The 23,463-nt window shown below is 37.1% G+C and carries 21 protein-coding genes and 4 pseudogenes; 12 read left to right on the forward strand and 13 right to left on the reverse strand.

From position 1 onward, the window contains the following. Nucleotides 1-106: 106 nt before the first annotated feature. Both ACWYN3_RS05260 and ACWYN3_RS05265 read right to left on the reverse strand, forming a co-directional pair. Nucleotides 107-1,237, reverse strand: a complete 1,131-nt coding sequence (locus ACWYN3_RS05260; protein ID WP_456220199.1) for a peptide-N-glycosidase F-related protein — start codon at nucleotides 1,235-1,237, stop codon at nucleotides 107-109. Between the two features lie 134 nt (nucleotides 1,238-1,371). Then, entirely contained in the window at nucleotides 1,372-2,265 is an 894-nt protein-coding gene (locus tag ACWYN3_RS05265; RefSeq protein WP_456220200.1) for a M57 family metalloprotease, read from the reverse strand. A gap of 372 nt (nucleotides 2,266-2,637) precedes the next feature. Between ACWYN3_RS05265 and ACWYN3_RS05270 the strand changes: the two genes are divergently transcribed. From ACWYN3_RS05270 to ACWYN3_RS05290, 5 genes and pseudogenes are all read left to right on the forward strand, one after another. Further along, nucleotides 2,638-4,041, forward strand: a complete 1,404-nt coding sequence (locus ACWYN3_RS05270) for a beta-N-acetylhexosaminidase (protein ID WP_456220201.1) — start codon at nucleotides 2,638-2,640, stop codon at nucleotides 4,039-4,041. Between the two features lie 20 nt (nucleotides 4,042-4,061). Further along, nucleotides 4,062-4,565 (forward strand): FN3 associated domain-containing protein, encoded by a 504-nt coding sequence (locus ACWYN3_RS05275; RefSeq protein WP_456220202.1) that lies wholly within the window; start codon nucleotides 4,062-4,064, stop codon nucleotides 4,563-4,565. 325 nt (nucleotides 4,566-4,890) lie between these two features. Beyond that, the gene (locus ACWYN3_RS05280; protein WP_456220203.1) at nucleotides 4,891-5,085 is read left to right on the forward strand and encodes a hypothetical protein; all 195 of its coding nucleotides are present in this window, start codon (nucleotides 4,891-4,893) and stop codon (nucleotides 5,083-5,085) included. After that, nucleotides 5,078-5,595 (forward strand): annotated as a pseudogene (locus tag ACWYN3_RS05285) (MASE3 domain-containing protein); the annotation flags it as partial. The gene ACWYN3_RS05280 and the pseudogene ACWYN3_RS05285, both read left to right, overlap by 8 nt. Nucleotides 5,596-5,676: 81 nt before the next feature. Next, nucleotides 5,677-6,780 (forward strand): ATP-binding protein, encoded by a 1,104-nt coding sequence (locus ACWYN3_RS05290; protein ID WP_456222890.1) that lies wholly within the window; start codon nucleotides 5,677-5,679, stop codon nucleotides 6,778-6,780. Nucleotides 6,781-6,814: 34 nt separating this feature from the next. Here the strand turns inward: ACWYN3_RS05290 and ACWYN3_RS05295 are convergent. After that, a pseudogene (locus tag ACWYN3_RS05295) lies at nucleotides 6,815-7,574 on the reverse strand (N-acetylmuramoyl-L-alanine amidase family protein). 251 nt (nucleotides 7,575-7,825) lie between these two features. Between ACWYN3_RS05295 and ACWYN3_RS05300 the strand changes: the two are divergent. Both ACWYN3_RS05300 and ACWYN3_RS05305 read left to right on the forward strand, forming a co-directional pair. Continuing rightward, a complete protein-coding gene (locus ACWYN3_RS05300) occupies nucleotides 7,826-8,353 on the forward strand; it encodes a molybdopterin-dependent oxidoreductase (protein WP_456220204.1) in 528 nt (175 codons plus the stop codon). Nucleotides 8,354-8,547: 194 nt separating this feature from the next. Continuing rightward, nucleotides 8,548-9,003, forward strand: coding sequence for an ExbD/TolR family protein (locus tag ACWYN3_RS05305; protein WP_456220205.1), 456 nt, complete (start codon nucleotides 8,548-8,550; stop codon nucleotides 9,001-9,003). 148 nt (nucleotides 9,004-9,151) lie between these two features. Here ACWYN3_RS05305 and ACWYN3_RS05310 read toward each other — a convergent pair whose 3' ends face one another. From ACWYN3_RS05310 to ACWYN3_RS05320, 3 genes are read right to left on the reverse strand one after another with little or no spacing between them, the layout of a single operon-like run. After that, a complete protein-coding gene (locus ACWYN3_RS05310) occupies nucleotides 9,152-9,526 on the reverse strand; it encodes an EamA family transporter (RefSeq protein WP_456220206.1) in 375 nt (124 codons plus the stop codon). After that, the gene (locus ACWYN3_RS05315; RefSeq protein ID WP_456220207.1) at nucleotides 9,415-10,119 is read right to left on the reverse strand and encodes an EamA family transporter; all 705 of its coding nucleotides are present in this window, start codon (nucleotides 10,117-10,119) and stop codon (nucleotides 9,415-9,417) included. Before ACWYN3_RS05315 ends, ACWYN3_RS05310 begins: the two co-directional genes overlap by 112 nt. Beyond that, nucleotides 10,116-10,607: an Lrp/AsnC family transcriptional regulator gene (locus tag ACWYN3_RS05320; protein ID WP_456220208.1), complete on the reverse strand. Its 492-nt coding sequence runs from the start codon at nucleotides 10,605-10,607 to the stop codon at nucleotides 10,116-10,118. The genes ACWYN3_RS05315 and ACWYN3_RS05320 overlap by 4 nt, the downstream gene beginning before the upstream one ends. A gap of 160 nt (nucleotides 10,608-10,767) precedes the next feature. Between ACWYN3_RS05320 and ACWYN3_RS05325 the strand changes: the two genes are divergently transcribed. Beyond that, complete coding sequence (locus ACWYN3_RS05325) at nucleotides 10,768-11,553, forward strand: PhzF family phenazine biosynthesis protein (RefSeq protein WP_456220209.1); 786 nt, start codon at nucleotides 10,768-10,770, stop codon at nucleotides 11,551-11,553. A gap of 6 nt (nucleotides 11,554-11,559) precedes the next feature. Here the strand turns inward: ACWYN3_RS05325 and ACWYN3_RS05330 are convergent. Next, a pseudogene (locus ACWYN3_RS05330) lies at nucleotides 11,560-14,042 on the reverse strand (TonB-dependent receptor domain-containing protein). Nucleotides 14,043-14,243: 201 nt separating this feature from the next. Between ACWYN3_RS05330 and sph the strand changes: the two are divergent. Next, a complete protein-coding gene (gene sph / locus ACWYN3_RS05335) occupies nucleotides 14,244-15,878 on the forward strand; it encodes a sphingomyelin phosphodiesterase (RefSeq protein WP_456220210.1) in 1,635 nt (544 codons plus the stop codon). A 107-nt stretch (nucleotides 15,879-15,985) separates the two neighbouring features. Here sph and ACWYN3_RS05340 read toward each other — a convergent pair whose 3' ends face one another. Together ACWYN3_RS05340 and ACWYN3_RS05345 are read right to left on the reverse strand one after the other, a co-directional pair. Then, the gene (locus ACWYN3_RS05340) at nucleotides 15,986-16,525 is read right to left on the reverse strand and encodes a hypothetical protein (protein ID WP_456220211.1); all 540 of its coding nucleotides are present in this window, start codon (nucleotides 16,523-16,525) and stop codon (nucleotides 15,986-15,988) included. A gap of 93 nt (nucleotides 16,526-16,618) precedes the next feature. Further along, nucleotides 16,619-17,286 (reverse strand): annotated as a pseudogene (locus ACWYN3_RS05345) (HAD family hydrolase). A 76-nt stretch (nucleotides 17,287-17,362) separates the two neighbouring features. On the opposite strand from ACWYN3_RS05345, the gene ACWYN3_RS05350 reads away from it, so the two are divergent. The 3 genes from ACWYN3_RS05350 to ACWYN3_RS05360 are packed head-to-tail and all read left to right on the forward strand — an operon-like array spanning nucleotide 17,363 to nucleotide 18,595. Further along, nucleotides 17,363-17,638 (forward strand): hypothetical protein, encoded by a 276-nt coding sequence (locus ACWYN3_RS05350; protein ID WP_456220212.1) that lies wholly within the window; start codon nucleotides 17,363-17,365, stop codon nucleotides 17,636-17,638. After that, nucleotides 17,554-17,970, forward strand: coding sequence for an RNA polymerase sigma factor (locus ACWYN3_RS05355; RefSeq protein ID WP_456220213.1), 417 nt, complete (start codon nucleotides 17,554-17,556; stop codon nucleotides 17,968-17,970). Before ACWYN3_RS05350 ends, ACWYN3_RS05355 begins: the two co-directional genes overlap by 85 nt. A gap of 4 nt (nucleotides 17,971-17,974) precedes the next feature. Then, on the forward strand, nucleotides 17,975-18,595 hold the full coding sequence (locus ACWYN3_RS05360) for a hypothetical protein (RefSeq protein ID WP_456220214.1): 621 nt from the start codon (nucleotides 17,975-17,977) through the stop codon (nucleotides 18,593-18,595). Between the two features lie 59 nt (nucleotides 18,596-18,654). On the opposite strand, the gene ACWYN3_RS05365 is transcribed toward ACWYN3_RS05360, so the two are convergent. From ACWYN3_RS05365 to ACWYN3_RS05380, 4 genes are all read right to left on the reverse strand, one after another. Beyond that, nucleotides 18,655-21,540, reverse strand: coding sequence for a TonB-dependent receptor (locus ACWYN3_RS05365; RefSeq protein ID WP_456220215.1), 2,886 nt, complete (start codon nucleotides 21,538-21,540; stop codon nucleotides 18,655-18,657). Between the two features lie 505 nt (nucleotides 21,541-22,045). Further along, nucleotides 22,046-22,504 carry a thiol-activated cytolysin family protein gene (locus ACWYN3_RS05370; RefSeq protein ID WP_456222891.1) on the reverse strand — a complete coding sequence of 153 codons (459 nt, stop codon included), beginning with the start codon at nucleotides 22,502-22,504 and terminating at the stop codon, nucleotides 22,046-22,048. A 23-nt stretch (nucleotides 22,505-22,527) separates the two neighbouring features. Continuing rightward, on the reverse strand, nucleotides 22,528-23,022 hold the full coding sequence (locus ACWYN3_RS05375; RefSeq protein ID WP_456220216.1) for a hypothetical protein: 495 nt from the start codon (nucleotides 23,020-23,022) through the stop codon (nucleotides 22,528-22,530). A gap of 29 nt (nucleotides 23,023-23,051) precedes the next feature. After that, nucleotides 23,052-23,240 (reverse strand): hypothetical protein, encoded by a 189-nt coding sequence (locus ACWYN3_RS05380; RefSeq protein ID WP_456220217.1) that lies wholly within the window; start codon nucleotides 23,238-23,240, stop codon nucleotides 23,052-23,054. Nucleotides 23,241-23,463: the final 223 nt, after the last annotated feature.

Genomic DNA, 23,463 nt, shown 5'->3' on the forward strand with positions numbered 1-23,463 from the left:
AGGCTATTAAATTATAAATATAAAAGATGTTGCCTAAAATGAAGAGTCCCCAAATTTGCCTGAATTTTGGTGGTTCTTCATTTTAGGCAACATCTTTTATTAAATATTATTTTTCTCCCTGAAGATATACAGATAGCGGAATATATCCCTGCTTGTCTTTGAAAACAGCATCAGGAACTTCTATTTTAAAAGTATGCGTACCAGCAGTCAGGTTTCCAAGATCAATAACACGGATAGGAATAGCATCACCAGGGCACCAGTTACTAAACGATGCCCACTGAGCTTCAGTTTTTGGTGAAGATCCGTAAATGCCGTTACCTTGAGTATTGGCCGGGCGATAGGGTTCACATGATTTGCCACCTGGTTTATAAGTTAATTTTTGTGTATTATCAAAATATACAAAATGATCACGTCTGTTATATTCTTCTCCACCAGAATTGGCGCCATGATTAGAAGTAATCAAATATAATTTAGCAGCTTTAACAGCACTGGCCAGGTTAACTGTAATTGATTTGACTGTTTTACCAGCTACATCAGTGTTATCATAATTGTTTATGTTTTGATTGAATGACATTGGCTCTAAGGCAACTGCGGGGGCAGTGGCAGTAGTGCTGCTGTTAGTGCTGATCAAATCAACAGTCCCGAAGAAAACGTCGTTCCTGCCTGCACATCCGGCTATTTCCTTATTGGCAGCATAAGGGACACCAAATACACTTAGTTCAAGGTATATATCATAATCAGCATTGATTGCAGGATCTTTTAAGATCGCGGCTACATTATTCACACTGAATAAATAAGGGACCTCATCTGGTTTCTTATTTTTATTCATAAAAGGGGTGATGAAACGGCCTATTTCCAGATGCTTGGCTTCAGCGTCGTTGTAAGCCGTGTTTTTCTTAACTAAGGCAAGCGCTGCATAAGCAATACGGTCATAATTATCACAAGAAGCCTTAATGGTAACTTTCATTTGTAAAACATTACCCAGGCTTTCCAGTTGTGCCGGACTTAGTTTTTTTACATATTTTGAATTACTCACTCTTGTAACACCTTCTGGCACAGGCTCTGAAACTGTTGCGGCATAACCATCATAGAATAATATCTGGTCGAAGATTCTTAATGTACCACCTGTAGCAGCGTCAGTCCCGGTTGTTTTTCCACCGGAAGGGACAATGTCGTTCTGCTTACAAGAAGAAAAGAGGATAGAAATACAACAAATTGCGAATAGTAAATTTTTCATAAGGGTATATGTTTTGATAAGGTTTGATTACAGAAATTGATAGTTTTGCTATTGTGGTGTTTTGTTAAAAAGAAGATGTCTTGAAAAAGACATCTTCTTAGTCAACCAATAGATATTAATTATTTGGGTTTTTATTATTTTACAGGATACAAATCTTTGATAGCTATAATATCGCTATTTGTAAAAGGACGGTTTGTTCCATCAGAACAAGCCAGCATCCATGATCCGGGTTCGCCGCCTTCAGGAGTACCAGGAATATGGATAGCACCTATACCAGCTCCGCCATCACCTTCATTAGCCGCACGGAAATAATCTAAAAATGACTGGTAACCACAGCTATAGCGTCTATCTGCATAATCAGTATGTCTGAATCCAATTGCATGACCTATTTCGTGTGCGACTACGGTAGCAAGCAGGTTATTGTCTTTGTAATCTTTATCATAAACTGTGTTGCTCAATTTAATAGGTGTAGCAGGTTTTCCGTCAGCTGATGGGAATCCGGCAGACTGGCCCAATATTCTCGGATCATCAAATTTCTGACCGGCGATAAGGATATCCTCTTTAACCACAGAGCTGGAATCCAATAAGGTAAAGATGACTTTAAGACCCAGAGCATTGTAGCGTTTTACGGCTTCGGTCGTTGCTTTTGTAAATACGGACTGAGCAGTACCAGCACTAACTTTTAATTTAATTGTGTCCAGTGTTACTTTATAAACAGTTTTATATTGTTCTGTTTTTGGACCATTACCTGAGAGTCCGGCAACAAAAACCTTTTGAACCTGCAAATCATTCGGAGTCAGGAAAATATCCCCTTCAACGATATAACCGCCTTGTGTTTTAAAGGCATTTGTCGGTGAAAATCCCGCGTGGGCTATTGCATCTTGCTCTCCCTTAGATAATTCTGAGGTTGAATTCTGTCCTGCTGGCGGAACATCATTGTTGCTCTTTTTACAGCTGATCACTACAGCTACGGTCATTAAAAGAGCGATGGAGATTGTTTTTGGGTTTAATAAGATGTTGTTTTTCATGTTTTTAGATAGGTTTTTTAGGTTGACTTAAACAATAATAATTAATCAATGTGATGAAAAACGGAAAAAACAGCATTGCGTATAAAAGGCGTATTCTTTTGTAATGAAAACACACAATATCTGTTTCAGGGTTGTTTATTCGATTTAGTATCTGTTTGAGAAATTTATTTTTTTTTACGCAAACGGTTTAACTATGCAATGCAAACGTTTGCGTAGCTTGCCTTAAAAAACACCATTGTTTTCTGCCTGATGATTGATTACTATTGTGTTAACCAAATGATAGCTATAATGAATAGAATAAATAAATTGATAATGGTTTGCTTCTTATTATTGAGTTCTTTATCAATATCGGCGCAATTTAATATCATACCATTGCCTGGAAGTATTAAAGAAAACGGAGATACATTTACGGTTACAAATCAAACTAAAATCTATTATGAGAAAGGACTGAAGCAACAGGCCGAACTTCTTTCTGCTGCTTTATCACCAGCTACGGGATTCGATTTTGAAATCTCTGAAGGCAAAAACACATTGAAAAATGTCATTCTGTTAAAGTTAGCCGCACAGAAGTCCCCGAATAATGAAAGTTATAAGTTAAGCGTTAAGAACGATCAGATCATCATTGAAGGTAATACATCTGCTGGCGTATTTTACGGCACTCGAACTTTATTGCAAATGCTTCCTGCCGGGATTTATAATAAGGAACGCCAAAAAGCAGCGGCATGGAAAATTAAAGGTGCAACTATTGAAGATGCACCTTTGTACCCGTGGCGCGGAATGATGCTGGATGTTGCCCGGTATTTTTTTGAAAAAGAATACGTACTCAGGTTCATTGATATGATGGCGATGTATAAAATGAATACACTTCACCTCCATCTGGTAGATGATGCAGGATGGCGCATAGAGATTAAAAAATATCCAAAACTAACTTCAATTGGTGGATGGCGCGGTGAAGGAGCAAATCGTGTCGGAGGATATTATACACAAGCAGATATTAAAGAAATGGTTGCTTATGCTACCGCCAGAAATGTCGATATTATCCCTGAAATTGAACTTCCTGCACATGCACTTGCATCCATTGCCGCATATCCATATTTATCTTGCACCGGAGAGCAGTATATCGTACAGACACAACATTCCATCAGTCATGAAATATACTGCGTAGGGCAGGAGTCCACCTTTGATTTTCTGCAGGATGTATTTGCGGAAACTTTCGCTCTTTTTCCTTCAAAATATGTCCACATTGGCGGAGATGATGAAGCCAATTACGACAGATGGAAAGCGTGCCCTCATTGTCAGAAAAGGAAAGCGGATCTGGGGCTGAAAACCGAGAAAGAATTACAGGTCTATTTCAACAAACGTGTACAGAAAATGGTTAAGAAATATGGAAAAACCATAGTAGGCTGGGATGAAATCATTGAAGATGGATTAGAAGATAAAGCAGTCGGTATGATCTGGCACGATCAGCAAAAAGCCTTTAAAGCCTCGCAGGCAGGTCACTATTCAGTGATGTCATTAACAGGTTATTGCTATTTTGATGTTGCGGAGAGCAGTATTCCAGGTGAACTCAAAGCTGCAACATGGCTACCTCCAATTTCATTGGAAAAAGTATATCAGCTCAACCCAATGCTGAAAGGGCTGGATGAAAAATACCGTCCACTGATATTGGGTGCGAGTGCAACGCTATGGTCTGATCAGTTTATTCATGGAACTGTACTTCAGGAGCTCCCCCTGATTAATGAAAACAGGTCGGAGAAAAATTTTTCGACTATTTAACATTTCCCCGTTTATCGGCATTGGCCGAAGTTTGCTGGACACCTTTGGAAAAACAAAGCTGGACAAGTTTTGAAAAACGGATGAGCAGTCATTATAAGCGTTACGACAATGCAGGATTTGGTTATCGCGTACCGCAGCCTAAACTGGTTAGTCAGGAGAAAAGTGGAAATATGTATGTGTTAAAGCTTGAAAACGTAGTTGAAGGTGCTCAAATCAGGTATACTACTGATGGGACTTATCCAAATGTTTTCTCAGCAGTATATACTCAGCCTGTTCAAGTTGAAAAACTGACAGATTTTAAGGCTATTACAGTAGTAAACCGCAGCATATATTCGTTGCCGTTTTACTTCCCTGAGAAATATGAGAAATTCCAGAAACATGGACAATTTATTGCCGAGTGGAAACCAACCGCTATAAAAGGAAAAGATTATACAACTTTTGAAATGAATGGATCAGGAAAAATTACTGCAAATGGTGAGTACTGCTGCTTTCTTTCTGGTATACTGAAGGTGAATCGCGTTTAGTTATAAAAACAATTGAAGTCTATAAAAATGGCGTTAAAATAGCCGAAGATATTCACAATGGATATACGGGCAAAGAACAGAAAGATAATAGTTATAAGTTTAAAATAAGCGATTATGAAACAGGAGCAGCCTTTACGATCAGGGCTATTGTTCGTGGCGAGATAAGCAATGATTCAAACGGAGCTGTTTTTGTCAGAAAACTATAATATGACAGCAGATATTTTTTGTTTATGTTTTTTATCAAAAAGGATAATCAGTTTTGTTCTTTTTTATGAAAACAATTAGCTTAAATTTATGTAAGTAAAAATATCTAACCAGTTGTAAGTTGAAAGCTTATCTGCATAGTTTTATCAAAGCTAATTACAGAACCATTTTTACAGTGGCTTTGCTGGTATTGATATTTAAGGTAAGTGTGAAGCAAAATTTCCTGTTATTCCATACTATTGTAGAGTTATCATCTATTGTTTGTTATTGCATTTGCTGTTTTCATAGTTACCTGGAATACCAGGAAGATGCTTGATAATAATTATCTGTATTTCGTAGGGATGGCCTATATCTTTATAGGGGCGCTTGATTTGCTGCATACCATTACTTATCCCGGTATGAATATTATTCCGGGAACTATTTATTATACTAATCAATTTTGGATAGCGACGAGGTTCCTGGAGGCTTTTAGCCTGATTATGGGGTTTTGGTTTTTGAAAAGGAAAAAAATACTGAATGGTGATATTACAATTTTATCTTATTGTATTGTAAGTCTGCTGATTATATTGTCAATTCTATACTGGCAGATATTTCCAATATGTTACATCGAAGGAAAAGGGCAGACCTCTTTCAAGATAACTACAGAATATGTGATTATAGGCATGCTTTTCTTCGCAGGGTTTTTGCTTTACAGTTCGAAAAATAGCTTTATTCCATCAGTATTCCGGCTTTTAATGCTATCGTTGTTTTTTGCCATTTAAGTGAATTCTGTTTTACATTATACGTTACAATTTTTAGCTTTCCAACTGAAATCGGACATTATGCAAAGCTGATTTCCTTCTTTCTAATCTATAAAGCCAATGTCGAAACAGGATTCACCAGACCTGCAGAAGTCATTTTTAAAGATTTGAAAGATAATGGAGAGAAGTACAGAACGCTCACAGAAAATCTTCCGGAGCTGATCTTTCGGTTTGACAGGAGCTTCAGGTGTTTATATGCTAATCATGCGTTAGCAAATTTTCTACTACATAAACATGAATTTTATACTGGTAAAAAATTAAGCCATCTGGGATTTCCGGCATCTTTTGAAAATTTGCTGATTAAAATGTTAATAGAAGTGAAGCAAACAAAAGCGACCCTGGAGATTAATTTTGATCTGAATGAAGATAATTATGATAATTCTTTCTCTATACAGGTCATTCCTGAATATGGGATTGAACATCATATGGATACCTATCTGGTCATTTGCTATGATATAACCGATTTAAGGGTTACGGAAAAGAGATTACAGGAGTTAAATGCTACAAAGGATAAGTTCTTTTCCATAATTGCGCATGATCTGAGAAATCCTTTTACTTCTTTGATCTCTTTCAGTGAGCTGATCTATAAGAATGCAAACAGGTTGAGTACTGAAAAAATTGAAAGTCTGGCCTTTAGAATGAATGATTCTGCTAAGCAGGCCTATACTTTGCTGGAAAATCTGTTACACTGGTCTAAAATGCAGACCGGAATATTGCAGCCTGACCCGCAGGAGCTTAGTGTGGAAGATTTGTTAGCTGAGATAAAAAGGGTTTCCTCTTCTATCGCAATAGCGAAAGGAATAGAGATTAAAATTGAAGAGACCTGTTCAGGTAAAATTGTTGCTGACCAGCAAATGATGAATACGGTACTGAGAAATATCATCGCCAATGCGATAAAATTTAGCCATGCAAACAGCACTATTATACTCAAGGCACATTACCGTCAGGATACTATATTGTTTTCTGTTACGGATTCAGGTATAGGTATTGAAAAGGAGAATATAGAACGGCTGTTTAAAATGGATAGCAGTTTCTCTACACCTGGCACACAGAATGAGATGGGAACAGGTCTTGGTTTAAGACTTTGCCGGGAATTCGTAGAAATAAGTGGTGGTCGTATCTGGCTGGAAAGTGAATTAGGTTTAGGTACAACCATTTATTTCACTATTCCATCATTAAATAGTGTTCCTGCCGGAAAGAATAATAATTAAATGATAAAGGCCTCTTTTTAGAGGCCTTTATCATTTAATTTGGAAACAATTGCTTCTTATATTCCTGAATCGCATTTTTGATATTCTGAACTATTTCCTGTCTGCCGCTTAAAGAGTTGATGTACTCTTCTTCTTCCGGATTACTGATAAAACCTATTTCAGTTAACACCGCAGGCATACCTGCTCTTGCCAATACGGCAAGACTTTGTTCTTTTACCCCACGGTTAACGCGGCCAGCTTTGATATATTGCTGCTGAATGAATTAAAGTAGCAAGTTTAATACTTTGAATACGGTAAGCATTTTTCATAAGAGAAAGTACAATAAAACTCTCCGGATCATTAGGGTTATATCCATCGTAATTGTCCTTGTAATCCTTCTCTAATAAGATTACGGCATTTTCCCTGGCAGCTGTCTCCTGTTCGCCTAATCTTCCTGAACCAGAAACAAAGGTTTCAACACCAGAAGTTTCTGTTCTGCCCCTCATGCTTGAAGGCATTGAATTACAATGGATAGAGATAAACAGATCAGCATGTGCCTTATTTGCTATATCAATCCGTTCATAAAGAGGAATAAACACATCTTCAGTACGTGTGTAAATAACCTTAGTATTCTCAATTTCTTTCTCAATAGTTTGTCCCAGCAGCATCGCAACATCTAAAGCAACATCTTTTTCTTTAGAAAACAGCCCTCTTGTAGACCCGTCTCTTCCTCCATGACCAGCATCAAGAACGATGATCATAGGCTTAAGAGGTTGTGCCGGCTTAATTTGCTGGATAGGGGTGGTTGGTTGTATTTGTTGTACTTGCTGAGGCGTTTGTGCGTATATATAAGAAGAACTAAGCAGGAAAAGAACAGTAAAAGCAGTTCTGAAGGCTGTTTTGTTTTTAATGTTTTCAGACATTATTTTTTGCAGGTTTATTTTAATGGTTGTGTTAATCTCCCGAAGGGTTTAATTTACAAATTTACAAAGATAACGTGGAATTTCTAAACTTAGTTCGAATTCATTAACAGATTTGTATAATTTGCACTTATTAAATTTACGTCATGAAGAAACAACTGTTCGCCTTTCTATTTGCTCTTGGTTTAATGTGGGCTCCGGGTTTAACAAAGGCACAAGACATTGCACAAGTAAAAATCAACAGAAAAGCAGCATTGGTCAGAATTGGGGGCGAAGTAACACAGCCATTCACACTTAGTGACGCCCAGTTCAGTGCATTCAAAAAAAATACTGTCAATAGAAAAGACAAAGATGGGAACAATCATGTGTATTCGGGAGCCGTTTTGTCTGATATCCTGTTAAAAGCCGGAGCAGCTTTAGGAAAAGATCTAAGAGGGGGGAACCTTAATAAGTGCCTGCTGGTTGAGGCTATAGATGGTTATCAGGTAGCTTTTGCTTTGGCAGAATTAGACCAGGCATTTACAGACCGGATTATTATCCTTGCCAATGAAATGGATGGAAAACCATTACCAGCAGCAGATGGACCGTTCAGAATAATCGTTCAGGACGAAAAGAAACCTGCAAGATGTATCAAACAGGTTGTTGGTATGTATGTTAAAAGCACTGTTCGGTAATCCGGTTAATAAGGATTAAGGAGAGTTATATTTTTAGATGATGCCCCGGTATGGAAACCGGCTTTAAGTTGCATCATCTATTAAAATCACCTTAACCCATTCGCTCAGGGCGATATTAAACCAAACGATTATGGCCGAATTAAACACCTCCTCCCGAAACAGAAAAGGCACTCCAAAAGTTTGATCTGACCGCAATGGTAGACTTGGCCTTTTTACTAATTACCTTTTTTATGCTGACCACTACGCTTTCTAAGCCAGTGGCGATGGATATTGCCAAACCAGATGAGAGTAATCTGACTGCTGCTCTTGAGCTGGCAGCCACCCGAACCATGACGATTTTATTAGGCAAAGACAATAAAGTTGCCTGGTACATGGGGGTTGCTGGTGAGAGCAGGCCAAAAATTGAAGGGTTCAGTGAAATCAGGCATTCTATTCTGAACAATAAAACGAATGTAGCCTTTCACAATGCTAATGATCCGGGAAAATCACTGGTAGTCATTATCAAACCTACATCAGGTGCTACCTATAAAAACTTTGTAGACATTATGGATGAATTAGCTGTTACTAAGATCACTAATGCACCCGCAATTGATGATGATCATATTACTGATGCAGAGAAGGACTTTATGAAACAAAACAAAATTCTATAAAATTGTCACGTTTTGGTTCCCTTTTTGTCTTCACGGTAATAATCTTAAAAATTTACTCATAAAACCCATAAAAGATCATTAGGTTCTGCTCAGGAAATCTTTAGTTAATCAGCAATGCTGAGGGATATTCCCTCAGCATTGCTGATGTTTATTTATTTTCAGTACATAATACCGGTGCAGCTGCGATTACCTTATCTTTTCTATATTTAACAAGGTTGATCAACAGTACACTTCCAAGAATTACAAATAGTCCAACAATCTGGATCAAGCTTACCTTTTCATTTGTAAAACAGACACTTAATAAAATTGCTACCACAGGGTTGACGTAAGCATAAGTACTTACCTGTGTTGCCGGACGGACTTTCAGTAACCATACATAAGCACTAAATGCGGCAATAGAACCAAATATAATCAGGTAAATAATAGACAGCCAGGCATCAAGAGGTACACTGTTCCAGTGAAAATGGTTGTATTCAGAACTAAGTATGCTACCTGGAATGAATGCAATAGCAGCAGCAAGCATTTGCCATGCTGTGTATTTACAGATACAGAACTGTCTGGTGCTGAATGATATTTTGAGTATAATGATCCTCCTGCCCAGGCGACAGGTCCAAGAACCAGTAGTGCCATGCCCAATATTTGATTATTACTTTGCTGAGTATTTACGGCCTGAATGACTTGCTCTGAAAACAATAATATAACGCCTATAAAGCCAATAATCAGCCCTGCAATTGTCGATTTACTGTTTAAATTCTCTTTCCATTTAGGTTTATCCAATATAACAAACCAAATTGCAGCTGATGCGACCATAATTGCTACCAGACCGCTGGGAATGAATTGTTCTACCCAGATCACTGTTCCGTTGGCAACACCAAGCATCAGGATACCACTTACAACGGCATATTTAATGTTTTTCCAGTCGAATATTCTCTCCCCATTAAACTTACACCAGGTCATTAGCAGGGTGCCTGCAACGATAAAGCGGAAAGTTCCAAGAATAAATGGCGGGAAACCTGCAAGTGCTTTCTGAATAAAAAAGTAAGTGGATCCCCATACAATATATACGATAGCAAAGGCAAGATAGACGAGGAGCGGAGAAGCGGTTTTGTTTGTCATGGCGTTTTTTTATTTTCAGGGATTACTAATTGTTGCTGTTCTTTTACAGTTTCCAGAACGATAGTGGTACGGATAGATACAATTGTTGTGATTTTACTGAAAGAGGTTCTCATTAATTCCATTAAGGAAGCAGAATCGGCTGTTCTGACTTTAACTAAATAACAGTCTTCACCAGCTATAATATGTACTTCCTGTACTTCTTCGATCTTGGAAAGTTCAAGAGCGGTAGTCGTACAGCCAAGACTATGGGATGCTTTCATAGAAATGAATGCCAGTAATTTTAAACCTACAGCTGCGGGATTAATTCTCGTCGTATACTGCTGGATGACTTTCTTTTGTTCCAGTTTTTTTACCCGTTCCAAAACAGCTGAAGGGGCCATCTCAAGTTCCTTTGCCATATGGACGTTAGAGATTCTGGAATTATCCTGCATTAACCTTAATATCGCAAGATCGATGTGATCTAAATTAATGTTGTTTTCGACTATCATTCTATAAATATATGATAAATCAGAATTATATTCATATTTATTTAAAATAAAATATATTAAATTCGGAATGTGTATTTGATAACTCTTTTATTAATGCGTTTGTCCTGAAATAATTATTATACTTATATTGGGCAAGCAGCAGCCCAATAATAAAAAAATAATGAAATTAGACCTTTTTCAAATTGATAGTTTTACTAATCAGATTTTTCATGGAAACCCGGCATGTATTGTTCCGCTGCAAACCTGGTTACCAGATAGCTTACTTTTGAAAATCGCGAAAGAAAATGCTGTAGCAGAAACTGCCTTTTTCATTGATCAGGGTGATAAAATTCATTTGAGATGGTTTACACCAGAGATCGAAATGGATCTATGCGGACATGCTACACTTGCAGCAGCCCATGCGCTTAAACAAATCCTGGGCTATACTAAAGACACGATCATATTTGATACACTTAGCGGCGATTTAATAGTCACTGTTAAAGACGAACTATATCAGCTGAACTTTCCTTCCAGAAAACCAGTAGAAGCCCAGCTTCCTGAAATCATTAAAAATGCATTGAATATTCAACCAATGCTAACTTTAAAATCCAGAGATTTTGTGCTTGTTTATGAAAGCGAAAATGATATCAGGAATATAGAGATTGACAGACAGCTGTTTGATCAGATCAATCTTGATCCGGGTGGGGTAGTAGTTACTGCAAGGGGAACGAATTGCGATTTTGTTTCCCGGTTTTTCACTCCTCAATCTTCTATATTGGAAGATCCTGTGACTGGTTCATCCCATTGCTCATTAATTCCTTACTGGTCTGAGCAACTTGGCAAAAAAGAAATGAAGGCAGTTCAGTTATCAGAAAGAACCGGAGAGCTATTATGTATTGATAATGGTGACAGGGTGATCATTGGCGGAAATGCCAGGACTTTCTCTACAGGCTCTTTTGTGGACTGATTAATTTTAGTTACCTACTCTTTTTTCTTCAGATTGAATACTGTTTTTCCGGTTACGGGAAGCACCAGATAATCCAAATTGATAGGTGAAAGTCAGATTAATCTGCTGTGTATCGTTAATATTTGAAGAGATAATTTGTGCGTGATTTAGCCCGATATTACGCTTAATGTCCCAGGTATGAAAAATGTCATTTGCGATTAAACCCAATGTGCCTTTGTTCTTAAGTATTTTTTTCTGTACCCCGGCATTAAATCTTCCAAGAGGTAAAAATACACCTTGTCCATAGGTTATTTTTGTTCGGTACGATCCACTTATTTCTGCATTCCAGCCCTTGCCTAATTTAAATTGATTGCTCCCGTTAATTTTGAATGTGGATAGACTGTTATTTAAATATTCTTTGTTCAGGATTATACCTTTATAAGCTGAATGAGAAAGTTCACTATAAATATTCAACAACCACCAGCTAGTAAAGGGGATAGAGGAATTTATATAAATGCCATAAGTTTTAACCTCAGGAATGTTTACATTGGTTGCAATTAAGGCAGCTTGTTCTAAGCTGTAATGCTGAGAGATCATATTATTTATTGAACTATAAGTTACACCTGCTATCACGATGCTCTTATAATTATAAGCCAGTTCTAAACTCGTAGATGTTTCTGGTACTAATAAAGGATTTCCATAACTCAAAGAGTATTTGTCAAAGAAAAAAATAGAATAGTTCAGATCTGCATAATTTGGTCTGGTTATCCGTCTGCCAGCCGAAAATGTAAGCAGATTATTTGAATTTGTGTCTACTTTGTAAGTTAAATAGGCAGTTGGGAACAGGTCATTATAATTAAATTTTTGATGTGGAGTAGTTGAAGATACAGACGTATTTCCCCGACTGGTTTCTGCATTTGTATTTTCAAAACGTAATCCAGCCTGAAAAGAGAACCTTTTGAATAAGCCCCTTTGATAGCTTGCGTAAGCAGCGTTTATATTTCTTTATATCCAAAAGTATTATTTAAGCTATCAATTGAATAATTTGTGCCATTTAGCCTGTTCGCGTATGCACCGCTGCTATTGCGTGTGGAGAATACTATTTGTGCACCCATTGATAATTTTCCTCCCCATAGAGGATTGTCATAATCAACTTTAGTTCCATATACTTTAGTCTTGAATTTATTATCAGAAATTAGCGTGTAGTTATTGTTCAGAGCTGTTTGGCCAGTGATCAGGGTATTACTTTGTAAATTCTGATTCGTTTTGTCATTATAATTTAAATAATCAAAATTGAAATTTATTTCTCTGGATGGGTTTGAGAACTGATGGCGGAAGTTTAAGTTTAGCGTATTATTCGTGGTAAGCTCCATCATATCACTAGCAGTGGTAATTGTAGAATCTGATAAGCCATTTTTGATAAAATTGACGTTGTAAGCTCCCTTTTCTTTGTATTTAGTACTAAAGCCACTATATAAGAATCCCAATGTTGTATTTTTATTTAAGTCATAATCGAAGCCAGCTTTGTAAAGTATATTCTTTCTGGTATTCTTCTCATAATTGTATTGTAACATGTCAAAATCAGGAGTATCATCCGGGAAATTGAAATACCGGTCACGGTGTACTTTGAAGTAATTGGTTGTAGCCGAATAACCAGTACTGCCGAATATATTTAATCTGTTAATTTTGTAATTCAAATTAATACTGTTGTTGGATTTAGCATAAATACCCTGTCCATAATTTAATGTCAAATTTGCATTCAATCCATTATTTGCAAGCTTTTTAGTTTTAATATTAATAATCCCACCGGTACCTTCTGCATTATATCTTGCAGGGGGATTAGGCATAATCTCAATCTTATCAACTGTACCAGATGGGAGCGATTTCAGATAACCCATTAAATCTTTACCGCTTATATAAGCCGGCTTATCATCAATATAGACTGTAACCCCTGGTTTTCCGCGTAAACTTATTCCATCATCAGTTACCTCAATACCCGGAGAATTACTGAGAACTTCGAGAGTATTTGTACCCGAATTAGCCATTAATGAGCCAACGTTAATCACTAGTCTGTCTATTTTTTGTTCAATCAATGGTTTAGGAGCAGCTTGAATAGCTACTTCCTTTAGTTGAGTCGCTTTTACCTGGAAATAGATGGGAGGTAAAATCGTATTGCTATGATTAACTATTAATTTATTACTTACGATTTGTCTTTTTCCTGCATAAGAAATGGTTAAAGTATAATTGCCCTTCATTATCCTGGAGAATTTAAACACGCCATCCTGATTACTGATTGCAGCAAGGTATTTGGTACTGTCTGCCAGATTTTTCAATACAGCTGTTGCCCCTTCAATTGGTAAAAAACTACGGTGGTCTTTAATTAGCCCTTTGATTATTCCTCCTTCAGCATCATTCGTCCTGTTATGGATTGCATTTGTTGCCGGACTTTGTGAAAAGGATAACTTAACAAAGCAGAAAGATAATAGTAATAGGATTGGTAATCTAATCATAATATAGAGTACTTACTTAAAGATGTATTTGAATTCACTGATTAGTTGCTTATTAATTAATTTCTAAGTTATAATTAATTAACAGAAATTAATGTGAAATATTTAATCAATGTAATTTTGATGATTTGATAATGTTTAGTTAATTCCATTTGACTGTGTTTGAGGTAGTTTTGAATTGAAAAACCAGCTGACATCTTACCAATGAAAACGCAATTAAAAATGATCAACAAAATTATTACCCAGGCTAAATGGCTTGTTATTATCGCCATATTATTGCTCAATGCCTCCTGCAGAAAGGAAATTGTTTTGTCAGAAGAGAAGTCTTCAAAGGCTTTGTCAGCTATTAACCAGATCAATAATGATCCTAATGGTGTAGCATCAATCAAAGTCCTGACACATAATCTGTTCCTTTTGCCAGATGTAATCGTTTCATCAACCACACAATGGTCGCAGGCTGCTCGTGGAGCTGTAATTGGATCTGCAAGCTATCTGAAAGACTATGATGTGTTATTATTAGAAGAGTGTTTTGATAACAATGCAAGTAAAGCATTAAAAGATAACCTGACTCCTGGGTTCCCTTACCAGACTCCAGTACTTGGCAGGTCTAAAACCGGATGGGATAAAACAAGTGGATCATGGCGTGAATTATTACAGGGCGGAGGGACTAATGGGGGTGTGATGATTGCCAGTAAATGGCCAATAGAAAAAATGATGCAGCATGTTTATCCTGCTGGTTGTGATGCCGACGCATTTGCACTTAAAGGATTTGTATATGCTGTGATCGTTAAAGATGGTAAACGGATTCATTTTGTTGCCAGTCATACACAATCAACTCAGCCATCTTGTGGAGGCAATGACGTTTCAGTACGTAAAACTCAGTTTGAAACTATGAAAGCATATGTAGATAGTTTACATATTCCAAAAAATGAAATGGTGATTTTTGGAGGTGATTTTAATGTCATTAAAGGGACGCCAGAATATAGTGCAATGCTGAAATATCTTAATGTCGGAGAACCACATTATGCAGGTGTTCCCTATACATGGGATACAAAAACCAATGTAATGGCATCCTATCACTATCCTTATCCTGCAAATAACAGGGAATATATTGATTATGTTTTTGTATCAAAAGATCATTTAGTGCCTGCAAAATGGCAGAATCTGGCCATTGATCCTGTGAGCTCATCTTTAATGAGTTATACAAATCTATTAGGTGAAAAAAGCTATTGGACAGATTACTCAGACCATTATCCTGTTGCCGCTTTTATCAATGCTGATGCGACAGTCCCAACCAGTAGCATAAAATACAGGAAATATGATAATGTATCATTCCAGTCTGTGAAAACCGGTAAATACATTAATTATAACCTTGCTAAACCTAATGACTGGCTGACGGTAAACGGAATCACATCAAAAGAGTTGTCCGCTCATTTTAACCTCGTCAATATTGATCGTCCGGACAATTACAATGAGCTGGTTAATGGTAAAATTCGGGTAGAATTGAGCGAAAGACTGAATAACTTCTGGTACTGGAATATTCTTAATGGTGGAGACTATTATTATTATCCAAAGAATGGGACTGCGTTAAAGTCTCTGGAACTGGAGATTGTGAAAAAGATGAATGGTAATTCAGCGAATCTGGAAGACGGAGATACAGTTGTATTTAAAGATTATAATTCTTATAATTTTAATAAGCGCTATTATTTGCAGGTAAACAATGTAAATGGGGTAGACAAAATTTATCTGAACGGAACCTCAATTGGTGATCGTGAAAAATTTGTAGTGAAACTGAATACTGATGCTGCGCTGAATTGGGGAGGTCAATTGATTTACTAATTTCATACGAAAGCCTGTTAAAATAAATTAACAGGCTTTCGTGTATTGATCAGATCTTTAATAATGGGTGCCGGACACTAAATCTCAGGAGAAAATACTAATAAAAACTAGTCTTTGCCTCTGCCATTTCCGTTATTTCCTTTTCCATTGCCACGTCCGTTGTTGTCATCGCCATGGTCTTTCCATTTACCGTTGCCGTTACCATGATCATCGTTTTTCCACTTATCTTTTCCTTTATCATTTGAATTGTATTTCTTCGCTTGTCCAGGAGGCATTCCGTGTGGATGTCCTTTAACCACATAATATCTTGGATCATCACTGTATTTAATAGCTTTTTGGGTACGTACTTTTTTGTATTTCGCATACTTTACTCTATCGTTATCAAAATTACGGTAAGGGTTACTTGAATTGACAACTACTTTATACCCATTGTACAAATCATAACCACTATATCTTGAAGGTAATGAAGAAGAGAAAATCCACCTGTTTCCTTCGCGATAAGAAAACTGTTTTTTAGGTACATTATAATAACTTTCAATATCAGGCAGGTAATAATTATCTACATGATCATAACCTACCGGCCCCCATAAAGGCTGTGATCCGATATTAATGTTTACATTAATTTGTGCTGCCGCGTGATATGGCAAAAAGCCGATAACTCAGCAGCAGCAGACTAAGTAATAATAGCTTTTTCATTTTTGTGATTTTAAATCTACAGTTCGAAAAATGATGCCATGTTTTTATGCTTTAAGAAACAATGCTTTAATTTTATCATATGATAATTCTGTGTAATTATCTATATATAAATTACACTTTGGCAACTCTTCTGCGCTGTGTGAGCTCAAAACACCTACTACGCGCATTCCTGCATTAAGTGCGGCTGATATGCCAGAAAAGGAGTCCTCAAAGACCAGGCACTGTTCGGGTGAAACGCCCAGGTTTTTTGCAGAGGTAAGATATACTTCAGGATCAGGCTTGTGTTTTTTAACATCCTCACTAGCCATTATAGAGCCTAGTTTTTCACGGATAGGCACTTCGCTTAAAATCAAATCCAGATTAGCACAAGGAGCAGAGGTAGCTACACCCAATTTGACTCCATTGCTTTTCAGATCAGCAATGAACCCCAGTATACCTTCAATTGGTTCAATGTGTGGTGCATATATTTCCCCCGGAAAAGACTTTCCTTCTCCTCCTCCATTTGAAATAACTCTTCACCTGCAATAGGTCTTTTTAAAAAATGAGATAGGATATAGCTATTACTTTTTCCAAACATATGCTCAGCAAAGTCTTCATCAGTAGGATTTAGGTTCCGGGATGAGAAAAACTCACGAAAAGCCAGAGAGTGATATGGATTGGTATGACAGATAACTCCATCCATGTCAAAAATGACTGCAATTTCTTTATTCATCCTGCAAAGTTAAGATGATTTTATTATCGATAAATACCTTGTCAATTTTTGTTTAAACATTTTAATTTCCGGAACTGTGACATTTTGCTGTTTCCAGCGATTAATTGCTGGATTAAGAATTAACTTTAATAGTAGTATAGGCACAGCCATGAATACAGTCAGCCAGCAGGAAGCTTTTCTATCTATCATTGAGAAGAACAAAGGGATCATCTATAAGATTGCCAATTCATTTAATAAAGATGAAGAGGAAGAGGAAAAAAAAGACTTGTGCAGGAAATTACCCTGCAATTATGGCGAGCCTATCCAGGTTACAATCAACAAAGCAAACTTTCAACCTGGATGTATCGTGTAGCTCTAAATGTAGCGATTAGCTTTTACAGAAGAGAGAAAAAGAAAAATGACCTGATTATACCCGATTCGGGGACGATGATTGAGTTTATTGGTGAAGAAGAACAGAGAGATAATCAGTTTGAGCTGATGCTGCTCCAGCAGTTTATTAATGAATTAAAAGAGCTGGACAGGGCCTTGATGTTACTTTATCTGGAAGAAAAGAGTCAGAAGGAAATGTCCGAAATATTAGGTTTATCAGAATCAAATATTGGCACTAAAATCAACAGGATCAAAGAGAAATTAAAACAAAGATTCTCGAAAATTAACAAAAATGGATCTGAAATTAACAGTTAACATAATGGAAGAGCAGGATATTAAACAATTGTGGCAGAGCTACGATAGAAAACTAGAAAAATCATTAGCATTAAATTATAGGATAATAAGAGAAATGCAGACTGATAAAGCGGTTGCTAAAATTAACTTATTTCAAAGAAACCAGGTATTGGGTGTCATATTTGGGATACTGTGGATTGCTATTTTAGGATTTTTAGTATATTATGGACGGAGTAATCCTTATTTCACTATCTCAATAGGGCTAATTATGCTGTTCAATATTTTTGCTGTTGCGGCTTATATCAGGCATCTTGCTTTACTTGATCAGATTAATATTGCAGATAGTATTACCCAGGCTCAGCAAAAACTGAGCAGGATACAAGCTTCATTAAACAATGTAGGAAGGATATTAATTCTACAAGCCCCGCTTTACTGTACATTTTATTATTCAGATGAGATGGTTGCCCATGCAGGTACACTATTCTGGGGGATTCAACTCGTTGTCGTTACCTTTTTCGTTGTTGTATCTGTTTATCTGTACAGAACTTTAACCATGAAAAATATGCACAGGAAATGGGTAAGACGTATTATGGAAAGGAAAGTTTGGGGGGAAAACTTTAATGAAAGCAATGGAGTTTGTCAATGAAATAGAAGAATATAAAATGGAAAAGGCTGATTAACCTTTTCCATTTTACAAGATCTGATTTAGAAAGTACAGGCAAGTTTAGCATATACATATCGGCCGCTAAAGCCAAACTGACTCACCGCTCTTGGATATAAAAACCTTCCGTTTGATGTATTATCAAGACTGCCTGAATAATTCTGAGTAGAAATGCCACTTAAATTGTTCTGATTGTTCCTTGGATCGATATACAATTTATCAGGATATACATCAAAAAGATTATTTGCTCCTATAGTTAAGGTCACCGTTTTATTTGCTGCATAACTTACTGAGAAGTCCGAAACCCATTTTGGCGTAAATGTCTGATCCAGTTGTACAGGCAGATTATTCGCTGCAACATTTGGATCTATTGCATTCAGATAAGTTACTTCTCCAAAACGAACTGTTCTGGCTACAAAACTCAATTTGTCGATAGTTAAGTTCGCAGTAATATTAAGTTTGTTTTTTGGAACAGAACTCTCATAGCGTGAACGTTCCAAACGGTCAAATAATTTGGCTTTCAAAGTCGGGTCACTTTCTATTTTGTCTGATCCGTTAATGCTCCTTACAATTGTTTTATTCAGATTACCAGCTATGCTCAATAATAAATTGCTTTTGGTACCTAAATAAAATTTATTGGTCAGCACTACATCTAAACCAGCCGTATTTGTGGTAATTGCATTTGTAAAAAACTGCACGCTATTAACCTGTGCATTTGGATCTACGGTATTTAAGATCTGGTTCACTACACCAGTTGGAATTAATACGCCTGCACTTGTTCTCTCCCGTGCATATTGACTCGAAAAAACAATACGATCTTTAATGTCAATGTTATAAGCGTCAATAGTGAAAGTAAAAGTCTTCGCAATTTTTCCTGCAAGACCTAAGCTTCCAGATCTGGATATCTCAGGTTTTAATGAACCTACACCAAATTGAGAAACGATCGCATTGTCATTGTTAACCGTTAGTACCTGTGTTGGGTTACCGGCCACAAACTGTGTACTCTCGTTGTTGAAATAACGCTGGTGTAAAGATGGAGCTCTAAAGCCTGTTGCATAGGCCCCACGCAGCGAAATGTCTCCGAATAATTTTACTTTACCAGTGAATTTATAAGAGAAATTAGAGCCGAAATCACTGTAATTCTCATAACGTCCAGCAGCTTCCAATAAGACTCTTGGGCCAAATTCGGCTTCAAAATCTGCATATGCACTCACATTGTGTCTTGATTTATCAATTGCATTACTGGGTTTAAAACCAGGAAATACTTGTGCACCTGCCGCAGTAAATGAAGTGCCAACCATTCTTCCCGGAATACCGGCAGAAGGCTGACCATAAGAATAGGATAGTTCATCACCAGCTTTAATCTGATAATTATCAATTCTGAACTCCCCGCCAAAAGCAGTATTCAATGAAGTAATGAATCCACCATCAAATTCATGTTTCTTATTCAAATCCAGGTTACTTGTGTTTTGTCTGAACAACAATTCACCTGCATAAAATGAAGTCGGGCTTGTGCCTAGCGGGAGGGAAGCATTTACCGTATTATTGATATTGAATTTAATATTGTTCTCGCCACTGGTATTACTGATATCATAATCCCAGGTTCCTATTTTACCTTTTGAACCAATAGAGAATGAAAGATCATTGATTTTGGTATCTATAAATGGAAGAAATCCATTGGGGAATAAAGTCAGGTCAATCTGAGTGGTTTGCGTTGGTAAACGAAAGAATCCGGCGGCACTACCAGTTTTATGCGTATATCCTGCTGCAAAATACAGATTAGATTTTTGGGTGAAATTATACTGTCCGTTTAAAAAGAAACCTGCATTTTTTGAGTCAGAATTACCCACACGCATGTTGTTTCTGTCCAGTCCATTCGCTGTCGCTCTGGCATCATCAGCAGCTTTTAAATTTGCATATCTGGCTTCAAATGCAGCCTCAGTTTCTAAAGCTCCTTTTGTTGGTGCAGCAGAATATAAAAGCGGACGTGTATCTAAACCACCGCGATTGGTATAATCACGTTTGATATACTGACCTGCAAAATTGATAAAGCCTTTATCATTGTTGAATGCCCATCCTTTACTGAAATCAGCCTGAAATGTACGGCCATCACTAAAATTAGTTCCCAGAGCTTTAGAATCTGACTGCCCGAAGGAAGTAGAAAAACTATATGGAGTTATCTTTTTAAGCACGATATTGATCACACCAGCAATTGCATCAGAACCATACTGGGCTGCGGCACCATCGCGCAAGACCTCAATACGCTCAATTGCGGACACAGGAATTGAGTTTAAGTCAGTTCCTACCGAACCACGTCCAAATGTACCATTGATGTTGACCAGTGCTGTAGTATGTCTGCGTTTTCCATTGACTAAAACGAGTACCTGATCGGGGCCTAGACCACGTAAAGAAGCAGGGTCAATGTGGTCCGTACCATCAGCGACTGTTTGTCTGTTTGAGCTAAAAGACGGAGCTACATAGTTTAAAATCTGTGTCAGATCTACTTGTGCAAAGGTTTTGACATCTTTACTGGTAATCAAGTCTACAGGAACCACACTTTCGATGTTTGTTCTTGGGACGGATGATCTGGAGCCAATAACCACAACATTCTGTAATAACGTTTTAGTGTCCAGCAATGCAAAATCCATTGTTTTTGCATTGCTGTCCATCTGGATCTCAGTTTCAGTGTTTTGATAACCTGTAAAAGATACGCGAAGTTTATAAGCGCCTGTTTTTGGAAATTTTATCGCATATTTTCCATTGGAATCTGTAGAAGTGCCCAGTTTTAAGCCGATCACCTGAATGGTGGCACCCGGAATGGCCAGTCCGGCAGAATCAGTGACTTTTCCTTTTAATACTTGTGCAAATAAATGGCTCGAAAGCACGGAGAAGAAGAAGATTAGTGTGATTTTTGGTAAGATTTTCATCATAGTCTGGTTTGTTTAGACTGTAATCTAACGAAAATATTACAATAAATTCTTTGTTACAATGCGAAACCTCCATAAAAAAGGGATTAAGATACGATCTCATTTATACGACCGTATCTTAATCCCTTTGTAAATGCAATTATATAGATCGTTTAACGACTAACAGTTCTATTTTAGAAGGGAATAAAATTGGTTCGGGACAACATCATTAATGCGTAAAAACACATTGTTTATGATTAATTCATTTCCTTGATCTGTATTGTAATGTGGCTCGCTGCCATATATTCTGGTCATAGTGAAACCCTCTCTGGGACTACCGGTTCGTTCAGTTCTTAAATACTTCGTATTTGCGTAAATGGGAATACCGTTTTGAAGTTTTATAGGAATAGTTCCTCTTTCATCTGCAAAGAAGGTTAAATGCAGGTCATGACAAGGACAACTCGCTGGCCTCGGGTTTTTCTCCACGAAATCAGCTTTAACATAAAACGGCTTAATTGGCACATCAATTTTAAAGTTTGTTTTTCAATGGTTTATTATCTGGTAATACATTCATCTTGAAGGATATAGGTACACCTGGAGTCTGAGGGGCAAATGTAGAACCTCTTTTTATATAAGCAGAAAGCTCATCATAAGAAAAAATACTTTTAACTGCTTCCGCTCCGTTTACTCCTACAAAGTAAATCTTCATAGATGAATTGTTGATCACGCCCTGTTCGGCTGAAGTAAGATTTGATCCTCCGGAAACTAAGCCACCAAGAACATTAAATGCTTTTTCATAAGTACTTTTAATAGTCTCACTGCTTTCATCGCTTTCTATAGCCAAAACGCCTATTGATCCGTATGTAATACTGCTGATGTAAGTTGGCCAAATTCCACCCAGTGCGTTTATGTTTAAATTAGTATACAGTTCCCCGGGTTCTGGTGTGTCCATAAGAAGCGAAAAGTTTTTTTGTGTAAACTTAATCACAAGCCCATGTTTTTTGTTAATCTTCAATACTTCATTGTTGGATGATGAATAGAGAGAAAAAAGATTGCGCCAACCTTTGCATTGGTACCAAAAACCATTTTTAATTCATCATAGTAGGAAAACTCCTGCATTCCAAAGCTAAAAGTCGCCTTTTGCAGCGTATTCATGCCATTCGCTAAGAGTAGTTTACTATAAAATTCTGATGTTCTTAGTTCGGTAGGGTTATACGTTCCCGTGACCTCTTTTAGGGGTAAAGAAATAGAAGCACTAATAGGTCTGGATTCATATTCCCCTAAACGTTCAGATAATGGGATCATCTCAAGAGTGGAAATAGTATTTCCTTTAATCAGTGATCCAAGATAGAAATTATCTTGTTGCCCCAGCCACTCAGGTAACATGGAAAATTCATCTGCATAGCCTGTAAAAGTCATGCCTACCTGATCTCCAGTCCACTGTGTTACAGGATTAAGGTGGACGGACATAATTGTGTTGGGGCGGTCAATTGGGTCGAAACCCATAACGCCAGTCGTGCTGGTTTTTTCAGAATTCAATGTAATTTAGTACTTAAAATGCCACGGAATGTCGTGATGGTAGCATTATTAATACTTATCTCTCCGGCATTAGGCGATTTTAAACCGCCATATTTATCCGTGTTTTCGAGAGCTGTATAGTCCTTTTTTGAACAACCAAGCAAAACAATAATTAATAATAAGAAACTAAGGGTAGATGTTCTCATTTTAGAATAGGATTTAAATAGGTAAGATTAATAGGTTTAGTTTATTGCTTATAAAGCTAAAAAAAAAAAGCATATCAAATCTAGTGTTTTTTATTATAATGAACTATAATTGAGCTTGGAAGCAAAGAAGAGATAACTGGAATGGTGGATTTTCGTGAAAAGACTTCTGAGGGGGATTTGGTTGAACAAGATACGATCCTATTTATAGGATCGTATCTTGATT

This window comes from Pedobacter sp. NJ-S-72 (genome assembly GCF_053890575.1).